The organism is Martelella endophytica, from assembly GCF_000960975.1.
Classification (GTDB): Bacteria; Pseudomonadota; Alphaproteobacteria; order Rhizobiales; family Rhizobiaceae; genus Martelella; species Martelella endophytica.
In genome coordinates this window covers 3,134,185-3,159,864 of the sequence record NZ_CP010803.1, presented here as the reverse complement: position 1 = coordinate 3,159,864, position 25,680 = coordinate 3,134,185, and the positions used below count along the sequence as shown (strand labels likewise).

Genomic DNA, 25,680 nt, shown 5'->3' with positions numbered 1-25,680 from the left:
TAGTTTCGACATCTGCTGGTCCGAATGCAAGCCATTTTCCGGCCAGTTGTTCAGACGCGCTCTTCGTCCTCGCGCTTGTTTTCGTCGACCTGTTCCGGCCGCGGACGATCCGGTTCGAAGCCGTGGTCGATGTTGTTGATGACGTGCGTGACGCCCTCGATTTCGCGATCATCCACCTTGGGATGCGTGAAACGCTGGAAGAAATGTTTCAAACGATCCATCATGATCTGCCTTCCTTTCGCTCAGGCCCGAGCTCCCGTGCTGAGAAGCCTTTCTAGGACAATGAGCCGGACCGCCGAAAGTTCCTAAAACATTGCGGCCGTCGCATGGCATTCTGGCGATGGAAACGCCCGATGCAAAGGTGTGCCACCGCCACAATTGACGGATGCCAACTCCAATGGCGGCGGGCCGGTCTACTCGAAAACGCGCGTGACATTCGCCACGCAATCGAGCGCCTGCAGCTGGTTGATGGCCTGGGTGAGCTGGCGCAAATCCCAGACCTCGAGCTCCATCTTCACCTCGGCGAAATCGTCGGCCACGACCTCCATCTGGATCGAGCGGATGTTGACGTCGAGGGTCGCGATTTTCTCCGAAACGCGGGCAAGCGTGCCGGGCAGGTTCAGGACATTCATGTCGACGCGCACCCGGAAGCGGATGTCGTCGGTGCTGTCGAGGTCCCAGCGTATGTCGATCCAGCGGTTCGGCTGGTCATCGAATTTCTGCAACGCCGGCGACTGTATCGGATAGACAGTGATGCTCTTGTCGTCCTCGACAATTCCCACGACCCGGTCACCCGGTACGGCACCCCAGGGCGCAAACCGCACGGTGACGCCGGCCGAAAGGCCGCGCAAGGGCATGCCGGCAGCGGCCTCGCCGTTATTGTCCGGCAGGCGGAAGGCCATGCCCTCGCCTTTCGGCAGGTTGACCCAGCCTTCCTCGGTGGAGGGCTTCACGTTGGCCGTGGCGCGTTCGTCCTTGTGGTCCGGGAACACCGCGCGCAGCACATCATAGGAGGAAAGCTCGTTGCGGCCGACGGCGGCGATGACGTCCTCGACATCGCTCTGGCCGAGCCGATGCAGTGCCGGCGCCAGCACCTCGCGGGAAAAGGTCTTGCCGGAGCGCTCGAACGTCCGGTTGAGAATGCGGTAGCCGAGGCCGCTATATTGCTTGCGGATGGCCTGGCGCGTCGCCCTGCGGATCGCCGCACGAGCCTTGCCGGTGACGACGATGCCTTCCCAGGCGGGCGGCGGCACCTGCACGCCGGAGCGGATGATCTCGACCTCATCGCCATTGTTGAGGCGGGTAACAAGCGGCATCATCCGCCCGTTCACCTTGGCACCGACGCATGTATCGCCGACATTGGTGTGTACCGCATAGGCGAAGTCGATCGGGGTCGCATCCTTCGGCAGCGCGATGAGCTTGCCCTTCGGCGTGAAGCAGAACACCTGGTCCTGGAAGAGCTCGAGCTTGGTATGCTCCAGAAACTCCTCTGGGCTATCACCCTCGGCGAGCGCCTCGATGGTACGCCGGAACCAGGAGAACACGTTGGTCTCGTCGTCGGCGACTTCCCTGCGGCCGGTCTTCCCCTCCTTGTAGAGCGAATGCGCGGCGATACCGTATTCGGCGATCTCGTTCATCCGCTTGGTGCGGATCTGCAGCTCGATGCGCTGGCGCTGCGGGCCGACGATCGTGGTGTGCAGCGACTGGTAATTGTTCTGCTTCGGGTTGGAGATGTAATCCTTGAACCGCTCCGGCACCATCCGCCAGGTGGTATGGACGAGACCAAGCGCGCGGTAGCAGTCCTCCACCTCGTCGACGATGATGCGAAACCCATAAAGATCCGACATCTGCTCGAAGGAGAGCGATTTGGTCTGCATCTTGTGGAAGATAGAATAGGGCTTCTTCTGGCGCCCCTTGACCTTCACCTCGCCGAGCCCCTGCTTGATCAGGAGCGCCTTGAGTTCTTCCTCGATGCTCTGCACCAGCACCTTGTTCTGGCCGGAGAGGTCTTGCAGCTTGTCGCGGATGGTCTGGTAGGCTTCGGGATTGATGTACTGGAAGGCGAGGTCTTCCAGCTCCTCGCGCATGTCCTGCATGCCCATGCGGCCGGCAAGCGGCGCATAGATTTCCATCGTCTCCTCGGAAATGCGCCGCCGCTTATCAGGACGCATGTAGTAGAGGGTGCGCATGTTGTGGAGCCGGTCGGCGAGCTTGACGAGCAGCACACGCACGTCGTCGGCGACCGAAAGCAGGAGTTTGCGCAGGTTCTCTGCCTGCTGGGCCTTGCGGGAAACAAGGTCGAGCCGCTTGATCTTGGTCAGCCCTTCGACCAGCGCGCCGATCTCGTCGCCGAAGAACTGGTCGATCTCCGCGCGGGTCGCCGAGGTATCCTCGATCGTGTCATGCAGAAGCGCGACCGCGATGGTCGACTCGTCCATATGCAGGTCGGTGAGGATGGCCGCAACTTCAAGCGGATGGGAAATATAGGGATCGCCGCTGGCGCGCTTCTGGCGTCCATGCTTCTGCATCGCATAGACATAGGCCTTGTTGAGCAACGCCACATCGGCGTCCGGCTTGTACTTCTGTACGCGCTCGACCAGTTCGTATTGCCGCATCATGGCGTTTCGACCAGGCCCATGACGGGCGACGGAGCGGTGGCGCTCAGCCCGCTCGGGACGTTCCGGGAGGGAAGGAAGAGGTGCAGCGGAGCCCCTGCCCCGCCGCACCCGCTATACTCAGTAATCGTCGCCTTTTTCCGGCGGCACGAGGCCTTCGATGCCGGCGCGCAGCTCCTCTTCCGACATCTGGTCGAAGGGAATTGCATCGGGCTGATCGGGGGCTTCGTCTGTATTCTCTTCGGCGCTTGCGGCCTGCGAGGCATCGGCCTCCGGCTCATCAACCTCGACATGACGCTGCAGCGAGTGGATGAGATCCTCCTTGAGGTCATCCGGCGACAGCGTTTCATCGGCGATCTCACGCAGGGCAACGACGGGGTTCTTGTCGTTGTCGCGGTCGACGGTGATCGATGCGCCCTGGGAAATGAGGCGCGCGCGGTGACCGGCAAGCAGGACGAGGTCGAACCGGTTGTCGACCTTATCAATACAGTCTTCTACTGTGACACGTGCCATTGCCTGTCCTTTTTAGACATGATGTGGTAGAAAGGGTTCTCATAAAGAGTCCGTTTTGAGAATTCAAGAGCGCAATCATGTTTCACAAACGGCCAGACCTCGCAATCGTCTGGGGCTGTACGAGTCAACATATAACTTCGGGTTGAATATTTGACGAACCGTGCTTAAATCAAGTTGCTGGTATAGATCGAAGCTGCAGTAAACATTAGCATTTTTGAATTTATCGCGTGAACGGCCTTGAAAATTCGTTGAAGCGCGGCAATTGAAGTTTCACTGAAAGGTATTTTTGCATGTTCGACCCGCGCGAAAAAATAGCGCTTTTCATCGACGGGGCCAATCTATACGCCGCTTCGAAAAGTCTTGGCTTCGATATCGACTATCGCAAGCTCTTGAAGGCCTTTCAGAAGAAGGCCTATCTGCTCCGCGCCTACTACTACACGGCACTGATTGAAGACCAGGAATATTCGTCAATACGGCCGCTGATCGACTGGCTTGACTATAATGGCTACAAGGTCGTCACCAAGCCGGCGAAGGAGTTCACTGACTCCATGGGCCGCCGCAAGATCAAGGGCAATATGGATATCGAGTTGGCGATCGACGCGATGGAACAGTCCGCGACCGTCGACCACCTGGTGATCTTTTCCGGCGACGGCGACTTCACGACCCTTGTCGAGGCCTTGCAGCGCAAGGGACGAAAGGTGTCCGTGGTTTCGACCATGGCGACCCAGCCGCCGATGATTGCCGACGATCTGCGCCGTCAGGCCGATCATTTCATCGATCTCGTCAGCCTGAGGCCCGAAGTCGGCCGCGATCCTTCGGAACGGCCGGTCCGCCAGAGCGAACCACAGCCCGCCGACTATAACGAAGACTGAGCCGCGGCGGAAAACCGCGGCCTCAGGCCCCTCTCATCAGTCAGCGAACGGCGTTGATCGCCTCAGCCAAGCTCCTTGAGGAGCCGGTTCTTCTGGCGATTCCAGTCCCGCTTCTTCTCCGTCTCGCGCTTGTCATGAACCTTCTTACCCTTGCCGAGCGCCAGCAGAAGCTTGGCCATGCCGCGATCATTGAAGTAGAGCTTCAGCGGTATCAGTGTCATGCCCTCGCGGTTGACGGCGGAGCGCAGACGATGGATCTCGCGCCGGCTCAACAGCAGCTTCCTGCGGCGACGCGGCTCGTGATTGAAGCGGTTAGCCTGCAGATATTCCGGCAGATAGGAATTGATCAGCCACATCTCGCCATCTTCATCCGATGCGTAGGACTCGGCGATGTTGGCCTTGCCCTCGCGCAGCGACTTCACCTCCGTGCCCGTCAACACCAGGCCGGCTTCAACCGTATCGACGATTTCGTAGTTGAACCGCGCCTTGCGGTTCTCGGCGACCAGTTTCGACGGGCCGTCCTTGCTACCTTTCGGAGCCATTCTCAATATCCTTGCCAGTCCGCGGCGCATTCAAGGCAAGATGGCGCAGGCGGACCGGTCTTCGTGTGTCGTTACGGCCTCCTCAGCCGATCAGGCCCGCATGGCCGAGCGCCGCATCAATGGCATGCGCCGTCTTTTCCTCGATATCGACGAGCGGGAGGCGAACCGTGCCGTTCATCCGGCCAATCCTGTTCAGCGCATATTTAGTGCCACACACGCCCGGTTCAAGGAAGATCGCCTTGTGCAGCGGCATCAGCCGGTCCTGGATCGACAAGGCCTTCTTGAAATCGCCGGCGGCGAGCGCGTTCTGGAAATCGGAACAGAGCTTTGGTGCGACATTGGCCGTCACCGAAATGCAGCCGACACCGCCCTGCGCGTAAAAGCCGAGAGCCGTCGCATCCTCACCGGAAAGCTGGACGAAGTCAGAGCCGCAGGTGATACGCTGCTCGGAAACGCGCTCGAGCTTCGCCGTCGCGTCCTTGACGCCAACGATGTTCGAAAACGCCTTGACGAGCGCGCCCATCGTCTCGGGCATCAGGTCGATGACCGAGCGCGGCGGAATGTTGTAGATGATGATCGGCAGCGTCACCGCCTCGGCAATCGCCGCATAGTGGGCGTAAAGGCCCTTCTGGGTGGGCTTGTTATAGTAGGGTGTGACCACCAGCAGTGCGTCAGCGCCCGCCTTCTCGGCATGGAGGCCGAGTTCGATGGCCTCGCGCGTGTTGTTCGACCCTGCGCCCGCAATCACCGGCACCCGCTTTGCCGCAGCCTCGACGCAGAGGTCGACGACGCGCTTGTGCTCGCTGTGGCTGAGCGTCGGGCTCTCGCCCGTGGTCCCGACCGGGGCCAGGCCATGGCTGCCCTCGGCAATCTGCCACTCGACATGTTCGACGAAGGCCTGCTCATCGAGCGCGCCCTCCGGCGTGAAAGGGGTGACAAGGGCGGGAATGGACCCCTTGAACATGGAGTTTCTCCTTGCGGTCTTCATTTTAAGGCCGCATTCTCGTTACAAAATCGCGCGCACCATAATGCCGGAGGTATTGCTTCGCAAGCAGGCATTGACGGGGCCCTTCGCAAGGTTGGATCGCGTAGGGTTTTCGAAAGGTTAACGCGATTTTAACCGGGGCACTGATATCAGAAAATCGCTGTTGAATTCGATCCGGGACGCTCGAATGAAAAAGACGATTTGCATGTTTTCACTCGCCGCCTCTGTGACGGCGGCTCTGATTCCTGTCGCGAACGCCGAGGATTTCCCCTCGATTGCCCCCATTCCCTACGCCCGTCCCGACCGGCCGGCCGTTCCGCCCTCCTTTGAAATCACCGGCGCGATCTCGCAGCCCGTGGTCAATCCGGCAAACAGTTCCGTGCTCAAGCGCGGCCTCGACGCCTTGCAGGATGGCGATGTCCCGAACGCGCTACGCGCCCGCAGCCAGCTTGCCAACGGCTCGCTCGACCACCAGATTCTGAGCTGGGCCATCGCCGTCTCCGGCGAGAGGGGCGTCCCCTCCTCCGAAATCGCCGAGGCACAGCAGGAACTGCGCGGCTGGCCGGGGCTCTCATCGCTGCGCGCCAATTCCGAACGCGCCTTCGCCGCTGAAAATCCGTCGGCCAATGCCGTCATCGCGGCTTTCGGCAATACGCTGCCGGAAACCTCCGACGGCACGATCGTCCTTACCCGCGCGCTGCTGCAGACCGGCCAGCGCAAGCAGGCCCATGACGTTCTCACCCGCGCCTGGACAGGCTGGGCGCTCGACACCGGCACGGAAAACAGGATCCTGAAGGAATTCGGTCCGATCCTGACGACCGAGGACCACAAGGAACGGATGGTCTACCTGCTCTACCGCGACCGCGCGACGCAGGCCGAGCGCTTCTCCAGCCTCGGCGACGCCCAGTCGTTCTACAAGGCCTGGGCCGCGGTGATCCGCCGCCAGTCCAATGCCGGCGCGCTGATCAACGCGGTACACCCTTCCTGGCACAGCGATCCGGGCTTCCTCTACATCCAGATCCGCAATGCGCGCCAGAACAACCAGTACGACACCGCTGCGGCGCTGCTGAAGAAGATGCCGCGCAATCAGGAAACGCTGGTGAACGCCGACCAGTGGTGGGATGAAAGCCGTATCATCGCCCGCCAGTACTATGAGGACGGCCGTCCGCGCGATGCCTATAATCTCGTCAACGCCGCCATGCCCGAGGACCGCGTCGACCGGCTGGACGCCGAGTTCCACGCCGGCTGGTTCGCGCTGCGCGGTCTGAAGGACGGCCGGACGGCATCGCGCCATTTCGCAGAGATCGTCAAGATTTCGCCGACCCCGATCTCGTCGTCACGCTCCTACTACTGGCAGGGGCGCGCGGCAGAGGCAGGCGGCCCCGGCAATGCTCGCGATTTCTACCGCCTTGCCGGCCAGTATTCGACCACCTTCTACGGCCAGTTGGCCCTGGCCAAGCTCGGCCAGACCCAGTTCAACGTCGACTACCCGAGCCCGACGGCGGCCGATCGCGCCAATTTCCAGAAGGCCCCGGCCGTTCAGGCGATCAACCGGCTAGAGAGTGTCGGCCACGGCTGGCGGACGGACGCGCTCTACCGGGCGCTTGCCGAACAGCTCACCAGCCCCGGCGAACTCGCCATCCTCGCCTATCAGGCGGAGACCGACCGCAGCCACGCACTGGCCCTGCAGGTTGGCAAGATCGCCTATGGCAAGGGCGTCGATGTTGCGGCACTCGCCTTCCCGACCGGCGTGATCCCGCCGAGCGCCAATATCTCAGGCTCCGGCATGGCGCTCGCCTATGCGATCGCGCGGCAGGAGAGCGCCTTCAATCCGGCTGCCGTGTCGCCGGCCGATGCGCGCGGTCTGCTGCAGCTCCTGCCCTCGACCGCGCAGCGTGTGGCGAGCCGCCACGGCATGTCCTATTCGGCGGCAAAGCTCACCACCGATCCGGGCTATAACGCGACACTTGGCGCGCATTATCTCGGCGAGCAGATCGACAAGTTCGGCGGCTCCTATATCCTCACCTTCATCGCCTACAATGCCGGCCCTGCCCGCGTGCCGCAGTGGATCGACCGCTTCGGCGATCCGCGCGGAAAGAACATCGATTTCGTCGTCGACTGGATCGAATCGATCCCCTATCCGGAAACCCGCAACTACGTGCAGCGGATCATGGAGAACTACGAGATCTACAAGGCCCGCCTCGGCGAACGCACCAATATCGAACGAGACCTGATCTACGGGCGGAACGGGTGATCGACGGCCGGGGCAAGCCCGGCCGTAACGTTTCAAAGGCCAGGCCACATGCCACCGTCAAGGCGGAGGTTCGTGCCCGTGATATAGCTCGCGCGCGGACTGGCGAGGAAGGCGATGGCATCGGAGATTTCCGCGAGCGTGCCAACCCTGCGCATGGCAACATCAGCAAACAATGGCAGAACCTTTTCTTCGATTTTCTGCCATGTCGTTTCTGGAGGCATTCCCTGATTGGAGGCGACGGTGCGGAAAGCCTTTTCGAGGCTGTCGCTGCGGATCGTGCCCGGTGAAACGCAATTCGCGGTGATGCCTTCTGTCGCGACCGCCTTGGCGAGAGACGACGTCATGGTGATCATCGCCGCCTTTGCGGCCGCATAATCGGGACGCTTGAAGGGCGGCATCAGGGCTGCCATGCTCGATATATTGATAACCCTGCCCCACCCGGCCTCACGCATTCCCGGCAGCACACGGGTCGTGACGCGAAGCGCAGCAAGCACATTTCGGTCGTAGCCTTCAGACCAGGTTTCCGGTCTGGTTGTGCTCCAGTCCTCGGTCGCGCCCGATCCGCCAGCATTGTTGACCAGGATGCTGATCGGGCCGGCGAGTGAAATCGCTTCGGCCACCAGATTCTCGACAGCGGAATCATCGGTGAGATCACCGGTGACGGCAAAAGCCTGCCCGCCACCTGCGACGATTTCCTTAGCGACGGCTTCAGCTGCCGCCCTGCTGCGGCCATGAACGATCACGGTGGCGCCTTCCTGCGCCAGCCCTCGGACGATGCCCTCGCCTATCCCCCTGCTGCTGCCGGTGACCAGTGCGACAGGTCCTTGCAGTTCCAAATCCATGCTGCATCTCCTATCTTGGTACAAACAGGACAGGTTATGCGGCGGCGCCCATGGATGAAGCAATTACGCACTTAAAAGTACCCATAAGATTTGAGGAGCGCGATGTCTGCCTCGGGCCTGATGGTTCGGTTGCACATGTCACCCGCGTTTTCCGCATGCTCAGCGGACGCTGGAAACTGCCGATCCTTTTCCGCCTGTTTGCCGAACCCTCGCTGCGCAGTTCGCAATTGCTGCGCGACATCCCCGGCATTTCGCAGAAGATGCTCACCCAGCATCTGCGGGCGCTCGAAGAAGACGGGCTTATAGAACGGGAAGATTTCGGCGAGCAGCCCCCACGGGTCGAATACCGGCTGACGGAACAAGGACGTGACCTGATGCCGGTATTGATGTCTGTCAGGCTGTTTTCACAGCGACACCCGGAGGGACAGGAAAAGCAGCGGCGCTGACATAAGGCGCTCAGGAAGCGACGAGACCACGAGCCCGGAAGATATCGCGGGCGGCTTCCGCCTCTTCATTCGTCGGCGTGCGTGTATCGCGCAGCGTGTATTCCATCTTCAGCGCGTCCCATTTGGAAACGCCCATCTGATGGAACGGCAGGACTTCGACGCGTTCGACGATATCGCCGAGCGTGGCGACGAAATCGGCCATGCGGTTGACGTCATCGGTATCGTCGGTGAGATCGGGGACGAGCACGTAGCGCATCCACATCTTCTTCCTCAGCCGCTTCAGCCGCTCGGCGAAATCGAGCGTCGGCTGCAGGTACTGCGCCGTGATGGCGTGGTATTTCTCGGGATCGATATGCTTGATGTCGAGCATCACCAGGTCGACATTGTCGAACCAGTCGTCCTCGACGCCGGTATGCAGGTAGCCCTGGGTGTCGAGTGCGATATGGAGGCCCATTTCCTGCTTGATATGACGCATGACATTGCCGACGAAGCCGGCCTGCATCATGGGTTCGCCGCCGGAGAAGGTCACCCCGCCGGCGAATTTGAGGAAGCCCGCATAGGGGCGGACTTCCGCAAGCATGGCATCCACATCGACCCTGCGGCCATTGTGGAGCTTCCAGGTATCCGGATTGTGGCAATAGACACAACGGAACTGGCAGCCGGCCATGAAGAACACGAAGCGCATTCCCGGGCCGTCAACGGCTCCCCCGCTCTCGACCGAGTGGAGAAATCCATGGTCGAGGTCCACATGGACGCCGGGGAGTTTTTTCGGAGCGGAAACGCGCTGGTGCATTTTTCAGTCTCGCTTACATCGAGGTGTGGAAGGTCCGGTTGATCACATCAAGCTGCTGTTCCTTGGTCAGCTTGATGAAGTTCACCGCATAACCCGAAACACGGATTGTGAGCTGCGGATACTTCTCCGGATGATCCATGGCGTCAAGCAGGGTCTCCTTGTTGAGGAGATTGACATTGACGTGGAAGCCGCCGGCTGCCGTGTAGCCATCAAGGCAATTCGACAGGTTGGCAATACGGTCTTCCTCGGTATGGCCGAGGCTGCCCGGGGTTGCCGAAGCGGTCCAGCTGATGCCGTCCAGAGCGGCCGAATAAGGCAGCTTGGCAAGCGATGCGCCGGCAGCAACGAAACCCTTCTTGTCACGACCGTTCATCGGGTTTGCACCCGGTGCGAAGGGCTCTCCGGCACGACGACCGTCAGGCGTATTGCCGGTCTTCTTGCCGTAGACCACGTTCGAGGTGATCGTCAGGATCGACTGGGTCGGCATGGCTTCGCGATAGAAGTACGGCTGAGCCTTGACCTTGTTCATGAAGGTTTCGACAAGCCATACGGCGATTTCATCGACGCGGTCGTCATTGTTGCCGAAGGCCGGGAAGTCGCCGGTGATCTTGTAGTCAACGGCCAGACCGGTTTCATCGCGAACAACTTCGACCTTGGCATACTTGATGGCCGACAGAGCGTCTGCGGCAATCGAGAGGCCGGCAATACCGCAAGCCATGGTGCGAAGGATATCACGGTCATGCAGCGCCATTTCGATGCGTTCATACGCATACTTGTCGTGCATGTAGTGAATTGCGTTCAGCGCCTTCACATAGGTCTTGGCAAGCCAGTCCATCGCCTTGTCGAACTTGGCAACGACTTCGTCATATTCAAGGACGTCGGCGGTGATCGGCTCCAGGCCGGTCGCAACCTTCTTGCCCTTCATCTTCATTTCGTCGACGCCGCCATTGATCGCGTAAAGCAGAGCCTTGGCGAGGTTGGCACGGGCACCGAAGAACTGCATCTGCTTGCCGATCCGCATCGACGAGACGCAGCAGGCGATGCCGTAGTCGTCGCCCCATTCAGGGCGCATCAGTTCGTCGTTCTCGTACTGGATGGCGCAGGTGTCGGCCGAAACCTTGGCGCAGAAGTGCTTGAAGCCCTGCGGTAGTTTCGGGCTCCACAGAACCGTGAGGTTCGGTTCCGGCGCGGGGCCGAGATTGTAGAGCGTGTTGAGGAAGCGGAAGCTGTTCTTCGAAACCAGCGTCCGGCCATCTTCGCCCATGCCGCCAATGGCCTCGGTGACCCATACGGGATCGCCCGAGAACAGTTCATCATATTCCGGCGTACGCAGGAAGCGGACGATGCGGAGCTTGATGATCATGTCATCAACCATCTCCTGGGCATCTTCTTCCGAGATGAAGCCGGCGTCGATGTCGCGTTGGACATAGATGTCGAGGAAGGTCGAGATACGACCGATCGACATGGCAGCGCCGTTTTGCTCCTTCACGGCAGCCAGGTAGCCGAAATAGACGGCCTGGATGGCTTCGCGAGCATTGCGGGCAGGCTTCGAAATATCGACGCCATACTTGGCAGCCATTTCGCGCAGTTCGTCGAGGGCGCGGAACTGTTCCGAAACCTCTTCACGCAGCTGCATCGTCTTGTCGTTGAAGATGGCGTCGTCGAGCTCGTGATATTCCTTCTGCTTCTGGGCCCGCAGGAAATCCGTACCGTAAAGGGCAACACGGCGATAGTCGCCGATGATGCGGCCACGACCATAGGCATCCGGCAGGCCGGTGATCACGCCCGACTTGCGAGCGGCCAGAATGTCGGGGCTGTAGACGTCGAACACGCCCTGGTTATGGCTCTTGCGATAATGCGTCCACACATCGTGGACCATTTCGGGAACCTTGAAGCCATAGGTCTCGAGGCTGCCCTCGACCATGCGCAGACCGCCGTTCGGCATGATCGCGCGCTTCAGCGGCGCATCGGTCTGCAGGCCGACGATGATTTCGAGTTCCTTGTTGATGTAGCCGGCGTCATGCGCGGTAATCGTCGAGGGCTTGTCCGACGAAATGTCGAGGACGCCGCCCTTTTCACGTTCCTTCTTCAGGAGGTCGCTCAGTTCGTCCCACAGCTGCTTCGTGCGCTCGGTTGCCGGCGCCAGGAAGGAAGCATCGCCCTCATAAGGCGTGTAGTTTTCCTGAATGAAGTTGCGAACGTCGATGGCATTGCGCCATGCACCATCCGAAAACCCGTCCCACGGGTCGGCATGAACGTTCGCGTTTTTGGCATACATATCCATAATCTAGGCCCTCACCATAATAAGAGGAACAGTGTGGTGTCAGTGTCCGTGATTGGGAGAAGAACGGAAAACTGACCCTTCGTTCGGCAAAACGGAAAGCCGGGACGCACGAGTATCCTGTCGCTTGAAACCGACGAGAACGGGGCAAATCCGGGGCATTTTCACTTCACCAATTCCCGCGACGGGGAAGGCCCGTCGCATCTGTGGCTGACTTTGGCGCCTGGCGCTGATCTGTGGCGGTTGCCGCAGCGCGTCGATTGTTGACGCCAAACCGTCAACACTCTTGCTTTTGACGACCTCTATATGGGACCAAAGGTGTAGAAAGTCCATCGAAAATTGACTTTTTTACTTATTTTTTTAAGTAAAAACAAAGCTATATTGATGAAAGTCAAGAATTAGAACACATCATGAAAGGCCATACGTTGACCTCGATCAAAAGTGGCCGGATTTCTTGAACGTTCTGCCACCACGCGCCTTGAGCGGTAGTCTAGTACGCTCTCGGCCGTCCGCCAAGCCTCGACTTCGAATCAGAAAGGCCACCGGCATCGCCGGTGACCTTGATTTCGAAAGACCTGAGCGTGGCTGCCCGATCAACGGGCCGCCTTCAGCGCCGAAAACCGCAACGCATCTCAGGTGGTCGTTTCAACGCCAGCGCTCTCCGCCTCGGCCAGATCATCGAAGGACGAATAGTTGAGGTTATAGAGCTTGGAGTAGAGACCGCCGCGCTGCATCAGCTCGTCATGATTGCCGGTTTCGACGATACCGCCGTCCTGCAGCACCACGATGCGGTCAGCACCGCGGATGGTGGCAAGCCGATGGGCGATAACGAGGCCGGTACGCCCCTGCAGAAGCTTCACCAGCGCCTTCTGGATCAGCATCTCGGTATAGGAGTCGATGTTTGCCGTCGCTTCGTCGAGCACCAGGATCTTCGCGTCGGCGATCAGCGCGCGGGCAAAGCTCAGGAGCTGGCGCTGGCCAAGCGACAGATTCTCGCCGCGCTGGCCAAGCTCGGTGTCGTAACCCTTTTCGAGTTTCATGATGAAATCGTGAGCGCCGACCGTCTTGCACGCCTCGATCACCGCCTCGCGGGTGGCTTCGGTCTTGTTGTAACGGACGTTTTCCAAGACGGTGCCGGTGAACAGGAAGGGCTCCTGCAGCACCATGGCGATGTTGCGGCCGAGCGATTCCTGGGTGACATCGCGCACATCGCGCCCGCCGACGATCACGGCGCCCTGCTGGACGTCGTAGAACCGGTGCGCCAGCGCCATGGCGCTCGACTTGCCGGAGCCCGTCGGCCCGACCAGCGCCACCGTCTCGCCCGGCTTCACCGTGAAGCTGACATTCTTGAGCACCGGGTATTTGGGATTGTAGCCGAACACGACGTTGTCGAAGACGACGGAGCCGTCATTGTCGCGCGGCAGCGGTTCGGCATCCGGCTTGTCGCTCACAGCGACATCGACATCAAGCACCTCGATGATGCGCTGCCCCGATGCCATGGCCCGTTGCATCACCGAATACTGCATGGTCAGCGAGCGGATCGGGTCGAAGAAGCGCTGGATATAGAAGAGGAACGCGACCATGACGCCGACATCGAGCGCGCCGTTCAGCACCAGCGAACCACCGCCGACGATGACGACGGCCATGGCGAAGCCGGTCAGCGTATCAACGATCGGCACCATCACCTGGGCATAGCGCGCCGCCGTCAGATGGGTCTGGAGATTGGCATTGGCCTTGTCGTCGAACAGCATGAAGTTGGTCTTCTGCCGAGCCATGCTCTGCACCGCGCGCACACCGTTGATCGCTTCGGCCAGAGCGCCGTTCGTCACCGAGTTGGTCTCATGCGCCGCCATGAAGGCCTTGCGGGCGCGCGGCAGCCAGAATATCCGGACGACGAACAGGATCGGCATCACCGCCATCGTCAGCAGGCCGAGCCGCGGATCGAGCCAGAGCATGACGAAGATAATGCCGAACAACAGCGCCAGGTCACCCACGGCCAGCACCGAGGTTTCCAGAAACTCCTGCATCGAGTTGACGTCGCCCTGAAGCCGCGACATCAGCCGCCCGACTTCGGTCTTGTCCATGAAGGACAGCGACACCCGCTGCAGATGGGCAAACATCGCCCGGCGCAGATCGAACAGCACATTCTCCGCCGTCTTGCCGACCACGCTCTCCTGAACGAAGCTCGCGCCGTAATTGACCAGAATGAGGGCGATGAAGGCAACGCCGGCTACGATCAGCGCGTTGACGCTCGGCGCTTCGGGGTTCATGCCGGTGTCGATCGCAAAACCGATGATCAGCGGCAGGAGGAGCTGCGTCGCGGTGAACACCAGAACGGCGGCGACCGAGATCATGATGTTGCGACGATAGGGCCGCACGAAGCTCCAGATGCGCCCGACGACCTTGCCGTCGAACACCTTGCCGAACATCACCTCTTCCTGATCGAGGTGCGAGCCGACGACCGCCTTGGGGGGCCGGTTCTTGTCCTTCGCCGGCGCGTGCTCAGTGCCCTGATAGGTCTTATCCATGGGTGGCGCCCTCCTCCAGCATTTCATCGCCCGGCCGAACCTGCAGTTCGTAAAGCGCACGGTAGCGACCGCCAAGCGCCAGCAATTCGTCGTGCGTGCCGCGCTCGACGATCTCGCCCTCTTCAAGGAACAGGATCTGGTCGGCATGCATCAGCGAGGACAGGCGGTGGGCAATCACAATGGTGATCGCCTCGCCCGCAAGCTTCTTCATTGCCGAGCGGATGCGCTGTTCCGTGCCGGCATCGATGGCCGCGGTCGAATCGTCGAAGATGATGATCGGTGGACGCAACATCAGCACGCGGGCGATCGAAAGCCGCTGGCGCTGACCGCCCGAAAGCGACACGCCGCGTTCGCCGACGATGGTGCCGTAATTCTCCGGCAGCCCCAGGACATAGTTGTGCAGCTGCGCGGATTCGGCGGCGCGTTCGATGCGCTGGCCGGTCGCCCAGGGATCGCCATAGGCAATGTTGTTCTCGATCGTCGTGGTGAACAGGAAGGAGTCCTGCTGCACGACGCCGACGCTGTTGCGCAGCGTGTCCAGGGTGACCTTGCGCACATCCTCGCCGTCGATGGTGATCGCGCCACCGGTCACATCATAGAAGCGCGGGATGAGGCTTGCGATCGTCGACTTGCCGCTGCCCGGCGGGCCGACGATGCCGATGGTCTGGCCTCGATGCGCCTCGAAGGAGACGTCCTTCAGCACCGGACGGTCGGGAGCGTTCGGATAGGCGAAATTGACATGATCGAAACGCAGCACGCCCTCCTTCACCGCCAGCGCCTTCGCATCATCGGCATCGCGGATGTCCGGCTCGAGATCGAGAAGCTGGAACAGCCGGGCGCCGCAGGTGGAGGCGCGCGCAAAGGCATTCACCATCAGCCCGATCTGGCGCACCGGCATCTGCAGGATGGTCATGAAGGTCAGGAACGAGGTCAGCGTGCCGACACTGATATGGCCGTTCATCACCTGATAGCCGCCGACGATCAGCACCAGCGCCATCGAGACGAAGAATGAGAAGGTCATGGCGCTCGAATTGCGCACGCGGATATCGACACGTTCATGCTGAAGGCCGAGCGTGACCTTGGAGACCTTGTCGAACTTGGCGAGCTCATAGGCCTGCGAGGCAAAGGCGCGCACGACGCGGATGCCGCCGAGGTTCTCGTCCATCACCTGCGTCAGCACGGCGAGCCATTCCTGCAACCTCAACCAGGCAGCTCTGAGCGCAAGCTGCGAGACGGAGGAACGCCAGGCGACAAAAGGCGCGAAGCTCAGTGCCAGCAGCCCCAGCAGAAGATCGGTCGACAGCAACATGAAGGCGCCGATGCCGATCAGCAGCGTCAGCAGCAGCATGCGGATCAGCGCGGTGGAGAAGAACATCCTGACGCCCTCGACGTCGAGGAGGCCGACGGTGATGAGATCGCCGGAATGCACCTTGCCGTGGAAGCTGAAGCTCAGGTTCTGGATCTTCTCGTAGCACATCAGCCGGATGCGATAGGCGACGTGGTGGCCGACCGATTCCGCGTAATAGTTCTGCACCAGCGTGAACAGGCCGCGCGCGACCGAGACCGCAAACAGCGCCACCGCCGTGACCCACAGCGCCTGCTGCGCCGCGAGACCATCATCGCCGCCGCTCATCACCCGCTGCGTCTCGTCCACCGCGCGCCCCAGAAGGACGGGGATCGAAAGCTGCATCGCAACGGCGGCGACCGTGCCGATGACGGCAAGCGCCACCTGCCAGCGATATTCGAAGGTCATCCTGGTGATGCGGGTGAGAATGCCGATGCCCTCGGACAGATCAGAGGGCTTTGCCGAGAAGAAGTTCTCCCGGGGTTTCAAGGTGTCGCTGGCGACTTCGCTAGACAAGGTTCTGCGTCCGATTGTTCGGTTGAAATGTTCCGGAAGGCTGCCGAGGGAAGGATATGGTCATGCAGCGGGAACACTCGGAACCGGCGCCGCGGGTCAAAAAAAGACGCCCAGCCTCCTCCGCCGTCGCCTCACCCATTCCGAGTCGGATTTAACTTAGTACAGTTTTGCGGCGATGTCGCCGTACAGGGGCAAAATTCTGTGCTTTCCGCATCGATTTTTTTGACAGAAGCCAATCGCGGCCACTGGCCTCATTGGCGAATTCTGATAGGTCTTCCTGGTCAGGGACCGGAACGGAGGAGCACATGCCGGAATTCGACTACATCATCGTCGGCGGAGGAACGTCCGGATGCGTGACGGCGTGGAATCTCGTGACAAAGCACGATGCGCGCGTCCTGCTGCTTGAGGCAGGCCCCAACGACTGGCACCCGCTGCTGCGCTTTCCCTCGGGCTTCATCAAATTCCTGAATGGCAGCCGGTTTCTGAAATTCTACAAATCCGTGCCGCAAAAGCAGCTCTTCGGGCGGGTGCAGGTCGTTCCGCAAGGCAATGTCCTCGGCGGCGGCAGCAGCGTCAATGCCCAGGTCTACCAGCGCGGCCGCGCCGCCGACTGGGACGCCTGGCGCGATTACGCCGGCAATGACCTCTGGTCATGGGAAACCATCCTGCCGCACTTCACCCGACTCGAGGCCAATGCCAAGTTCAACAATGAATTCCATGGCGTTGATGGTCCTCAGAAGGTGGGAGACATCAACTATATCAGTGAGATGTCGCATCTTTATGTGCGCGCGGTTCAGGAACTCGGCCTGCCCTTCAACCCGGATTTCAACGACGGCAATCCGCGCGGCGTCGGCTTCATGCAGGTGACCGCGACACGCGGGCGCCGCTGGAGCACGGTCGATGGCTTCATCCGCTCGATCATCAAGGACAAGCGCCTGACAGTGGTAACCGGCGCGACAGCAACCCGCATTCTCCTCGAAAACGGCCGCGCCACCGGCATCGAATATCTTCGCAAGGGCGAAACGCATCGCGTCACCGCGGCAAACGAGGTGATCCTCACCGCCGGCACCTTCGTTACCCCGAAACTGCTGATGCTTTCTGGCATTGGTCCGACAGACGAGCTGAAGCGCCACGGCATCGCGACCGTGGTCGACACCCCCGGCGTCGGCGCCAATCTGCAGGATCATCACGAGGCGCCGATCATGGCCCAGACGAAGCGGCATCTCGGCTATTACGGCCAGGATTCCGGCTTCAACATGCTGAAGAACGGCCTCGAATACGTGCTGACCCACCGCGGCCGAGCCTCTTCCAGCGGCACGGAAGCCTGCTCCTATCTGGTGCCCGACGACGAAACCGGCGATCCGGTCATCAAGCTCTACTGCGTGCCGACCACCGCCTACAAGGACCCCGATGTGACGGGCGTGCCCGATGTCGACGGCTTCGTGCTGAATGCCTGCCTTCTGCGCCCGTCATCGCGCGGCAGCGTCCGGCTCGCCTCCGCCGATCCGCTGGCCGATCCCGTCATCGACAACAATTTTCTCGGGACCGAGCGCGACCTGCGCTACCAGGTCGCTGGCCTCAGAGCCGCTCGCGAGGTGCTCGCAACCAGCCATCTCGCCCGCGAGGTCGTCCGCGAGATCTTTCCCGGTCCCGGCGTCACCAGCGACGAAGCACTCGCCGAACACGCCCGCCGCACGGTGAAGACCAACTACCATCCCGTCGGCACCTGCCGCATGGGTGGCGAGAGCGATCCCATGGCGGTCGTGACGCCGGAGCTGAAGGTCAGGGGCGTCGAGGGGCTTCGTATCTTCGACATGTCAGTCGTGCCGCAGCTAATGTCGGGCAACACCAATGCCCCGGCGATGGCGATCGCCGACCGGGCCTGCCAGCTGATGATGGCGAAAGGCTGAGCGAAAGACCCGGCATGGTTCTTGCGTCTATAGCCGGGAACGTGTCCGGCCGAAGGAAAAGATCATGCCCTCAAAGATAGAAGACAGGCTCGCCGAACTTGGCCTGTCACTCCCCTCCTCTTCGCCCTCGCGCGCCAATTTCCTGCCATACAGGAAATCCGGCAATCTCCTCTTTCTCGCCGGGCAGATCTGCGAATGGAATGGCGTGCCGCAATATTTCGGGCCCGTCGGCGAAGATCACGACCTTGCCGCAGCGAAGAAGGCGGCGGAGATGTGCGCGCTGAACCTCTTGTTCAACACGCGCGAGGCGGCAGGTTCGCTCGACGATGTCGCTGCGGTTCTCCGCCTCGGCGCCTTCGTTTCCGCCCCGTCCGGCTTCGCCGATGGCCCGAAGATCGCCGATGGCGCCTCGGAGCTGTTCATCAACCTCTTCGGCGATGCCGGCCGCCACGCCCGCACCGCCGTCTGCGTCTCAAGCCTGCCGGCCAATGCGCTGGTCGAGGTCGACGCAATCATCGAGCTTCGTGGCCGCTGAGGCTTTTCACGACGGGGCGTATCCCGAAATCGTCAATACCCGCCGCCATTTGCGCCACGACAGCGGGTGCTCGACTGAAGCGCCTCAGGATCGCTCGGAGGGATAGACGAGGCCGATCTGGCGGCGGATGTCGTCAAGCGTGCGCATGATCGCCACCGTCTGATCGATTGGCATCAGCGCGGTTTCGCGTTCGCCGGCGCGCACCAGTCGCTCCATCTCGAAAGCCTGGAATTGCATGCCGCGGCCTTCGACGCGTTCGGTATACTCCTCGAGCACGTTGCCGGTGTAGTCGACCACCCGGAACGTCGTCGGGATATACCAGACGGTTGCGATCTCGATACGCGCCTTCGAGCCGTAGATAACAGCCGTGTTCGGGCCGGCGCAGTCGAGGGCCGAGACGCTCGTCGACATGACATTGCCGCCATGCTGCATGACGACGGCGATCTCGGCATCGACACCGGTATCGCGGAACCGCGCGGTGGCCGTCACCTTCTCCGGCGCCCCGAAGAGGTCGAAGGCGAAGGAGACCGGATAGATGCCGAGGTCGAGCAGCGCGCCACCGCCGAGGTCGATCGCATTCAGCCGATGCAGCGGGTCGGACGGAAGGAACTGACGATGCTCGGCGTGAAGCGAGCGCAGTTCGCCGATGGTGCCGGCATCGATGATCTCATGGATGCGCCGCATATTCGGCAGGAAGCGCGTCCACATGGCCTCGAGCAGGACAAGGTTCTTCTCCTGCGCCAGTGTGGCAATCGCTTCGGCCTCGGTGGCGTTCAGGGTGAACGGTTTCTCGACAAGCACATGCTTGCCGGCCTCGAGCGCCATCGCCGCGCAGGCTGCATGTTGCGGATGGGGCGTTGCGACATAGATGATATCGACCTCGGGATCGGCAACGAGCGCCTCGTAGCTCGCATGCGCATTGGCGATGCCGAAGCGTTCGGCGAAGGCGTTTGCCTTCTCCTGCGATCTCGAACCCACCGCACGGACATCAAGCCCCGACGCGATGAGATCTGTGACGAAACGTCCGGCGATGCCGCCCGTGGCAAGGATGCCCCAGCGAAGTTTGTCGACCATGTTCATTCCTTTCTTGGACCGCTCAGGCGGCCTGACTACGCAAATCATTGACCAGCGGGATGCCGGCGCGCTCGGCAATGCGATCGCGATAGGCTTCGACCGCCGGCGGCAGTTTCAGGTCCGGGACGATCGAAAGCGACCGCAGCACCGGAAACAGCAGGACGTCCTCCATCGAGGCCCCCTCGGCATCCGGCAGGATTGGCACGAGTTCGGCGAGCGCCTGCTCCATCTCGGCGCGATATTCGTCGGCTCTCGCGATCAGCGGCGCGAACGGGCCGATATTGGCTTCCTTCTTGCGCGTGAAATAGGCACGCGCCGATTCGGTGCGAAACTCGGGATAGACCGCATCCGGCGTCCGCGGCGTGACGAGCTTTCCGACTGGTCCGCCGGTGCGTTCGATCCAGTCCACGAGGGCCTGGCGCGGTGCGGCATCGAAGACCCGGGCGCCCGAGAGGCCGTCGACCTTCGCCACGATATCGAGGCTCTCACCCATGTAGCCGTCCTCGTCCTCGAGAATCGGGAGCATCTTCTTGCCGATCATCCCGATCGGCGTCGCCTCGTCGTCGTTTGCCTGAAAGACGAGTTCGAACGGAAGCCCCTTAAGGCCGAGCGCCACCCTCGCCCGCAGGCAGAATGGGCAATGATCATAGACGTGTAGCTTCATAGTGGTCCTCCCGGAAGAAATTGTCGAAATATGGCGAGACCTGGTGGAAACAGGCGAAGCGGGACCCTTTCAGGGCACTGGTGACAGCCCCAAAGGCGCGACTGGGTGAGAACCTATCGTCAATAATCCGGTCTGGCAATTTCGTGTTTCCGGAACAAATAGTCTACCGTCTGCAAACATGGATTGCATTTGATTGGTATTGGCTGCTACCGCCCAAAAGACACGGCCGCGCGACACAAAGGTTCTGTTTTGTCATAATTTTTTCAAAAACCTCTGCGCAGCCGAACACTTACGAAAGGCAAAGCTTTCCCTTTGGGACTGACGGAACACTTTGCAAATGTCACACGCAAAACGATGATTTTGCTTTGCTTCTAGGCCGGGTCTACACGCAACAGTTACCGACTTGGACTTAACAACCGCTGATTCCATGTTAGTCTATCCAAAAGCATGGAAGCCGAATTGGGTCACGACGGTGCCAAGCGAGCGTGTTTTGGGAGGGACAATGACAAGAATCGGACATCTCGTCCGACGCCCGACGCCGCTCGAAATCCGCCTCCTCGTCATCCTGTTTTCTCTTCTGTTCCTGGGCTCGCTGGCAGCCTGGCAGATGCTGCATTTCTTCGACAGCCGACTGCGCGCCCGCAGCGCCGAGGTCGCCGCGCTCGGAACGCTCGAAGAGGCGCGGCTGTGGCTCGACAGCTTCATCGACGGTTATGCCGCCGACCTCGCCGGGCTCTCGAAAAGCTACACACTGATTTCGTTCGACGCGAGCTCCGAGGCCAGCGCAAGGCTGACCCATGATTTCGTCGCCTGGGCCTCCAGCCGCAGGGAACTGGCGCAGTTGCGTCTGCTGGACGCGACCGGTCAGGAACGCATCAGGGTTGATCAGAATGACAGCGCAATCTCGATTGTTCAGAACGACCAGTTGCAGGACAAGTCCGACCGCTATTATTTCCAGGAAACGATCGGCCTGCCACCGAATGGCGTCTATCTCTCCCCCTTCGACCTCAATGTCGAACGGGGCGTGGTGGAAGAGCCGTGGCGCCCGATGATCCGCCTGGCCCGGCCGGTCCGTTTTAGCGGCGATATTGCCGGCGGCGTGCTCGTGATCAATCTCGATGCGAGCGAGGTCATCGCGAAACTGAGACAGATCGCCAACAGGCCGTTCGAGACGCTGCAGCTTCTCAACAACGAGGGATATTGGCTTGCCGGAGCGCCGAAGGAAGATCTCTGGGGCTTCATGTTCGACAATGGTCGCAGCCTCCAAAAACTGAGACCGGAGGTCTGGGAGCAGGTGTCCTCTGCACCGTCCGGCTCCTTCAGCGCAGACGGCCGCCATTTCGTTTTCCAGCAATTCTCGCCGATCGCCCGGCTTCTCGAAAGGCTCCATCCCGCAGTCGGCGTTTCCGGCGACCGTTCCTGGTACCTCATTGTCGAATATGCGGACGTCCCGCCACTCTGGCGGGTCGAAAACATTCCTCGCTTCCTTCTCCTTGCCCTCCTCTGCGCAGCGGCCGCAGTCCTTGGCACCCGGCTCATCAGCGCCCGGAAGGATGCCGAACGCCGTGCTGAACGCGCCGAGCACCAACTCCTGCGCACCGAGCGCATGGCCCACCTCGGCAGCCTCGTCGCTGGCGTCGCCCACGAGCTCAACACGCCCCTCGGCAATGCGCTGACGATATCGACGACGCTCGACGCCCACGCCGGCGAACTGCGCCGCGCGGTCGAAGACGGAAAGATCGGACGGGCGCATCTCGAAAGGCTGCTGGCTGAGATTTCCGATGGTGCGCGGATGGTCGTCAGCGCCCTGTCCCGGTCTACGGAGATCATCCGCAACTTCAAGCAGATCGCGGTCGACCAGACGAGCGACCGCCGCCGCCGTTTCGATCTCAACGCCTATCTAGGCGACACGGTGCGGCTGATCGAAACGCAGTTCAGGAGCCGACCGGTCCGGCTCGTGCTGGGAAAACTGCACCCGGTAAGGGTCAACGGCTATCCGGGACCGCTTGGACAGGTGATCGCCAACCTCGTTTCCAACGCGATGATGCACGGTTTCGACGAAGGTGAAAGCGGCACAGTCACCATCAGCACGCATGCAGCAAGCAAAAACAACGGAGCCATCGTCGTCAGCGATGACGGCAAGGGCATGACGGACGCGGTCAGGCAGAGGATCTTCGACCCGTTCTTCACCACGAGGCTCAACGCCGGCGGCAGCGGGCTTGGCATGAGCATCGTCCACAGCATCGTCGTCGACATCTTGGGCGGCACAATCGAGGTTGAAAGCAGGAGCGGCCATGGCACGACCGTGACGGTGACAATCCCGCTTTCAGCGCCCGCAACCGGATCTGGAGAACTTCATGAACCACCAGGATAATCCGATTGAAATCATTGATTTTTCCGGTTTCGACGAAGAATGGGAACTCTACCGGGCCTGGCGGGTCCTGGTTGTCGATGACGACGAGGATGTGCAGAAGGCAACAGCCTTTGCGCTTCGCGGCGTGACCATCCTCGACCGCCCCATCGAACTGATCACGGCTCTGTCGCGAAACGAGGCGCTGAAAAAGATGACGCGCGAGAGCGACATCGCGGTCGCTCTGGTCGATGTGGTGATGGAAACGCCGGATGCCGGACTGAAACTCGTCGAGGACCTGCGCTCCGCGGGCTTCGCCGAGACCCGGATCGTCCTGCGCACCGGCTATCCCGGCTATGCGCCCGAACTTGCCGTCGCAACCCAATACGAGATCGATGATTACCACACCAAGGAGGAACTGACCCGCACCCGCCTTATCTCCATCCTCACCACCTCCGTCCGTGCCTATGAGCGCATCCGGGCGATGTCGAAAAGCCGCAAGGGGCTCGAGCTTATCATCGAAAGCGCGCGCCAGATCTTCAAGCGCACCAGCCTGCAGCTTTTCGCGCAGGGCATCCTGACGCAGATCGCCGCCCTGCTCAGCCTCGAGGCCAACGGTTTCGTCTCCGTCCAATTGCCCGAGGATGACGACGTTCAGGTGATCACCGGGGTCGGGCCACTCGCGGGTTTGATCGGAAAGTCGATTTCTACCGCCGATGACGAGATCACCGCCCTGCTCGAGGCCTGCCGGGAGACCGACGAACCGGTCTTCGCGCCGCCCTATATGGGACTCCGATTCGACAGCGATTCAGGTCACGCACTTTTCGTGGTGCTGGAATCACCCGCCACACTCTCGCGTGACGACCTCAGCCTGCTTCGCCTGTTCTCCAGCAACATCTCGGTCGGCTTCCGCAACCTTTCCCTGATCGAGGCGTTGGACCGCCTGGCCTTCCAAGACGCCATTCTCGGCCTGCCCAATCTCAATGCCTTCGAGAAGTCACTGGAGGAGGCCGTCAACGCCGGCATGCATGGCCAGATCGTCAAAGTGCGCGTCTGCGATTTCCAGGGGCTGATCGCGGCCTACGGACGGCCGGTGGCCATCCAGCTGATGCAGGAGGCCTATTCCCGCCTCGACGGGCTCTGCGGTCACCGCTGTCCCATCGCGAAGGTCGCGGAAGGCACGTTCGGCATCATCGACCGGGATTGCCGCCTCACACCCGAACTGCTGGCCGAGACCCTCAGTCGACACTACGCCATCAACGGCGTCGACCTGGCGATGCAGTCGACGTCGGTCCTGCTCGAACTGCGCGGTCTTCCCGCCGACCCGACGCAGATCGCCCGAACCGCCGCCGGTGCGTTGCTCCACATCACGCGCCAACGCTCCGGCGAGCATGTCCGCTATGACGACGGCCAGCGCCGCTCCGTCGAACGCGAAGGCATGCTGCAGGCCGCCCTCAAGCAGTCGACCGACATTGCCGACAGCTTCGAGATCTATCTCCAGGGCAAGGTCAATCTGAGCGACCGGCGGCTTTGCGGCGCAGAGGCGCTGGTGCGCTGGACGCTCAATGGTGAAATGGTTTCGCCGGCCGAGTTCATCCCGATCGCCGAGCGCAGCGGCCTCACCCGTCACATCACCGAGACGGTTCTCACCCATGTCGCCCGCTGGTCGGCGAACCACCGCACCGCCGACGGTCGCACACTACCGGTCGCCATCAACCTGTCGATGGCCGATCTCAACATGCCGGGCTTTTCCACCTGGCTTTCCGAACGCGCTAAAGCGCTGGGCCTGACACCCGAAACGCTCGAATTCGAGATCACCGAGGCCGTTGCCATGCGCGAAGGCGTTGCTGCCGAGCAGGTGCGCGCGCTTTCCGCAGAGGGCTACAGGATTTCGCTTGATGACTTTGGCGTAGGCTATGCATCGCTCAGCCATTTCCACCGGCTGCCGATCTCGACTCTGAAGATCGACCGGAGCTTCATCAACGGCCTCTCGGTCGAGACCGCCCCCCGGAACCTGTCCTCCGTCATCGTGGCGATGACCGAGAGGCTCGGTGTCGATTGCGTCGCCGAGGGGATTGAGACGGAAGGACAGCTCCGGGCGCTGCTTCTGATCGGTTGCAGGACCGGCCAGGGCTATCTTTTCGGCCGGCCGGCTCCGCCTGAGCGCTTTGCAATGGAAAATGGTCTGGTCGAGGTTTAACCTTGGCGGCTTGCCGAGAACCTGATGCCTGCCCAGGTGGCAAGAAACGCCGTCAGCCCCGAAGCGAACAGGCCCCACGCCATGTCGAGTGCCACGACATTCCATGACCAGCCTTCAAGCGTCGCCATGTTGGTCAGGTCGTAGGTTCCGTAGGCCATCAGACCGAACAGGGCACCGTTGAACAGCGCCCGCAGTCGCGAACGCCGGCGGATTCCAGGCAGCACGCCGAAATAGTAAATCCCGATCATATACATGCCGTAAAACGCAAGGCCCGCCGTCCAGTTCGGCTCGGCAAGCAGAAGTCCACCGATTTCGGCTTCATAGAAGCTGAAGGCGACGGTCCCGAGCCAGATGAAATCGCAGAGCGAAAAGACCGCAACCGTGGCAATGACGGCGATGAGGCGCGCGCGCATGA

The 25,680-nt window shown here is 61.2% G+C and carries 20 protein-coding genes; 7 read left to right on the top strand and 13 right to left on the bottom strand.

Features of this window, described 5'->3' with window-relative positions; genetic code table 11:
- Positions 1–50: 50 nt before the first annotated feature.
- The 3 genes from TM49_RS23670 to rpoZ all read right to left on the bottom strand — a co-directional run bounded on the left by TM49_RS23670 (position 51) and on the right by rpoZ (position 3,128).
- On the bottom strand, positions 51–224 hold the full coding sequence (locus TM49_RS23670; protein WP_158498645.1) for a hypothetical protein: 174 nt from the start codon (positions 222–224) through the stop codon (positions 51–53).
- Between the two features lie 189 nt (positions 225–413).
- Positions 414–2,618 carry a RelA/SpoT family protein gene (locus tag TM49_RS14410; protein ID WP_045682266.1) on the bottom strand — a complete coding sequence of 735 codons (2,205 nt, stop codon included), beginning with the start codon at positions 2,616–2,618 and terminating at the stop codon, positions 414–416.
- Between the two features lie 117 nt (positions 2,619–2,735).
- Complete coding sequence (gene rpoZ / locus TM49_RS14405; protein ID WP_045682263.1) at positions 2,736–3,128, bottom strand: DNA-directed RNA polymerase subunit omega; 393 nt, start codon at positions 3,126–3,128, stop codon at positions 2,736–2,738.
- 290 nt (positions 3,129–3,418) lie between these two features.
- On the opposite strand from rpoZ, the gene TM49_RS14400 reads away from it, so the two are divergent.
- Positions 3,419–4,000 (top strand): LabA-like NYN domain-containing protein, encoded by a 582-nt coding sequence (locus TM49_RS14400; RefSeq protein ID WP_045682261.1) that lies wholly within the window; start codon positions 3,419–3,421, stop codon positions 3,998–4,000.
- A gap of 62 nt (positions 4,001–4,062) precedes the next feature.
- Here the strand turns inward: TM49_RS14400 and smpB are convergent, their stop codons facing one another.
- Together smpB and dapA are read right to left on the bottom strand one after the other, a co-directional pair.
- Positions 4,063–4,542: an SsrA-binding protein SmpB gene (gene smpB, locus TM49_RS14395; protein ID WP_045682259.1), complete on the bottom strand. Its 480-nt coding sequence runs from the start codon at positions 4,540–4,542 to the stop codon at positions 4,063–4,065.
- Between the two features lie 82 nt (positions 4,543–4,624).
- Complete coding sequence (gene dapA / locus TM49_RS14390) at positions 4,625–5,506, bottom strand: 4-hydroxy-tetrahydrodipicolinate synthase (protein ID WP_045682257.1); 882 nt, start codon at positions 5,504–5,506, stop codon at positions 4,625–4,627.
- Between the two features lie 208 nt (positions 5,507–5,714).
- On the opposite strand from dapA, the gene TM49_RS14385 reads away from it, so the two are divergent.
- Entirely contained in the window at positions 5,715–7,781 is a 2,067-nt protein-coding gene (locus TM49_RS14385; RefSeq protein WP_045682255.1) for a lytic transglycosylase domain-containing protein, read from the top strand.
- Positions 7,782–7,813: 32 nt separating this feature from the next.
- Here the strand turns inward: TM49_RS14385 and TM49_RS14380 are convergent, their stop codons facing one another.
- On the bottom strand, positions 7,814–8,623 hold the full coding sequence (locus tag TM49_RS14380) for an SDR family NAD(P)-dependent oxidoreductase (RefSeq protein ID WP_045682253.1): 810 nt from the start codon (positions 8,621–8,623) through the stop codon (positions 7,814–7,816).
- Between the two features lie 50 nt (positions 8,624–8,673).
- Here TM49_RS14380 and TM49_RS14375 point away from each other — a divergent pair, with 50 nt between their 5' ends.
- On the top strand, positions 8,674–9,069 hold the full coding sequence (locus tag TM49_RS14375) for a winged helix-turn-helix transcriptional regulator (RefSeq protein WP_045682251.1): 396 nt from the start codon (positions 8,674–8,676) through the stop codon (positions 9,067–9,069).
- Positions 9,070–9,079: 10 nt separating this feature from the next.
- Here TM49_RS14375 and pflA read toward each other — a convergent pair whose 3' ends face one another.
- The 4 genes from pflA to TM49_RS14355 all read right to left on the bottom strand — a co-directional run bounded on the left by pflA (position 9,080) and on the right by TM49_RS14355 (position 16,505).
- A complete protein-coding gene (gene pflA, locus TM49_RS14370; RefSeq protein ID WP_045682250.1) occupies positions 9,080–9,862 on the bottom strand; it encodes a pyruvate formate-lyase-activating protein in 783 nt (260 codons plus the stop codon).
- Between the two features lie 13 nt (positions 9,863–9,875).
- A complete protein-coding gene (gene pflB, locus TM49_RS14365) occupies positions 9,876–12,140 on the bottom strand; it encodes a formate C-acetyltransferase (protein ID WP_201777005.1) in 2,265 nt (754 codons plus the stop codon).
- Between the two features lie 635 nt (positions 12,141–12,775).
- Positions 12,776–14,671, bottom strand: a complete 1,896-nt coding sequence (locus TM49_RS14360; protein WP_045682246.1) for an ABC transporter ATP-binding protein — start codon at positions 14,669–14,671, stop codon at positions 12,776–12,778.
- Positions 14,664–16,505, bottom strand: a complete 1,842-nt coding sequence (locus tag TM49_RS14355; RefSeq protein ID WP_045682244.1) for an ABC transporter ATP-binding protein — start codon at positions 16,503–16,505, stop codon at positions 14,664–14,666. Before TM49_RS14355 ends, TM49_RS14360 begins: the two co-directional genes overlap by 8 nt.
- Before the next feature lie 332 nt (positions 16,506–16,837).
- On the opposite strand from TM49_RS14355, the gene TM49_RS14350 reads away from it, so the two are divergent.
- Both TM49_RS14350 and TM49_RS14345 read left to right on the top strand, forming a co-directional pair.
- The gene (locus TM49_RS14350; protein WP_045682241.1) at positions 16,838–18,442 is read left to right on the top strand and encodes a GMC family oxidoreductase; all 1,605 of its coding nucleotides are present in this window, start codon (positions 16,838–16,840) and stop codon (positions 18,440–18,442) included.
- Positions 18,443–18,506: 64 nt separating this feature from the next.
- Positions 18,507–18,977 carry a RidA family protein gene (locus TM49_RS14345; RefSeq protein WP_045682239.1) on the top strand — a complete coding sequence of 157 codons (471 nt, stop codon included), beginning with the start codon at positions 18,507–18,509 and terminating at the stop codon, positions 18,975–18,977.
- A gap of 84 nt (positions 18,978–19,061) precedes the next feature.
- On the opposite strand, the gene TM49_RS14340 is transcribed toward TM49_RS14345, so the two are convergent.
- Positions 19,062–20,051, bottom strand: a complete 990-nt coding sequence (locus TM49_RS14340; protein WP_045685270.1) for a Gfo/Idh/MocA family protein — start codon at positions 20,049–20,051, stop codon at positions 19,062–19,064.
- 22 nt (positions 20,052–20,073) lie between these two features.
- On the bottom strand, positions 20,074–20,715 hold the full coding sequence (grxB, locus tag TM49_RS14335; protein WP_045682237.1) for a glutaredoxin 2: 642 nt from the start codon (positions 20,713–20,715) through the stop codon (positions 20,074–20,076).
- 502 nt (positions 20,716–21,217) lie between these two features.
- Here grxB and TM49_RS22680 point away from each other — a divergent pair.
- Positions 21,218–23,089 (top strand): sensor histidine kinase, encoded by a 1,872-nt coding sequence (locus TM49_RS22680; RefSeq protein ID WP_052699857.1) that lies wholly within the window; start codon positions 21,218–21,220, stop codon positions 23,087–23,089.
- Positions 23,073–25,265 (top strand): EAL domain-containing protein, encoded by a 2,193-nt coding sequence (locus TM49_RS14325; protein ID WP_045682235.1) that lies wholly within the window; start codon positions 23,073–23,075, stop codon positions 25,263–25,265. Before TM49_RS22680 ends, TM49_RS14325 begins: the two co-directional genes overlap by 17 nt.
- Here TM49_RS14325 and TM49_RS14320 read toward each other — a convergent pair.
- Positions 25,262–25,678, bottom strand: coding sequence for a DUF2177 family protein (locus TM49_RS14320; protein WP_045682233.1), 417 nt, complete (start codon positions 25,676–25,678; stop codon positions 25,262–25,264). The two genes, TM49_RS14325 and TM49_RS14320, sit on opposite strands and share 4 nt — an antisense overlap.
- Between the last annotated feature and the right edge of the window lie 2 nt (positions 25,679–25,680).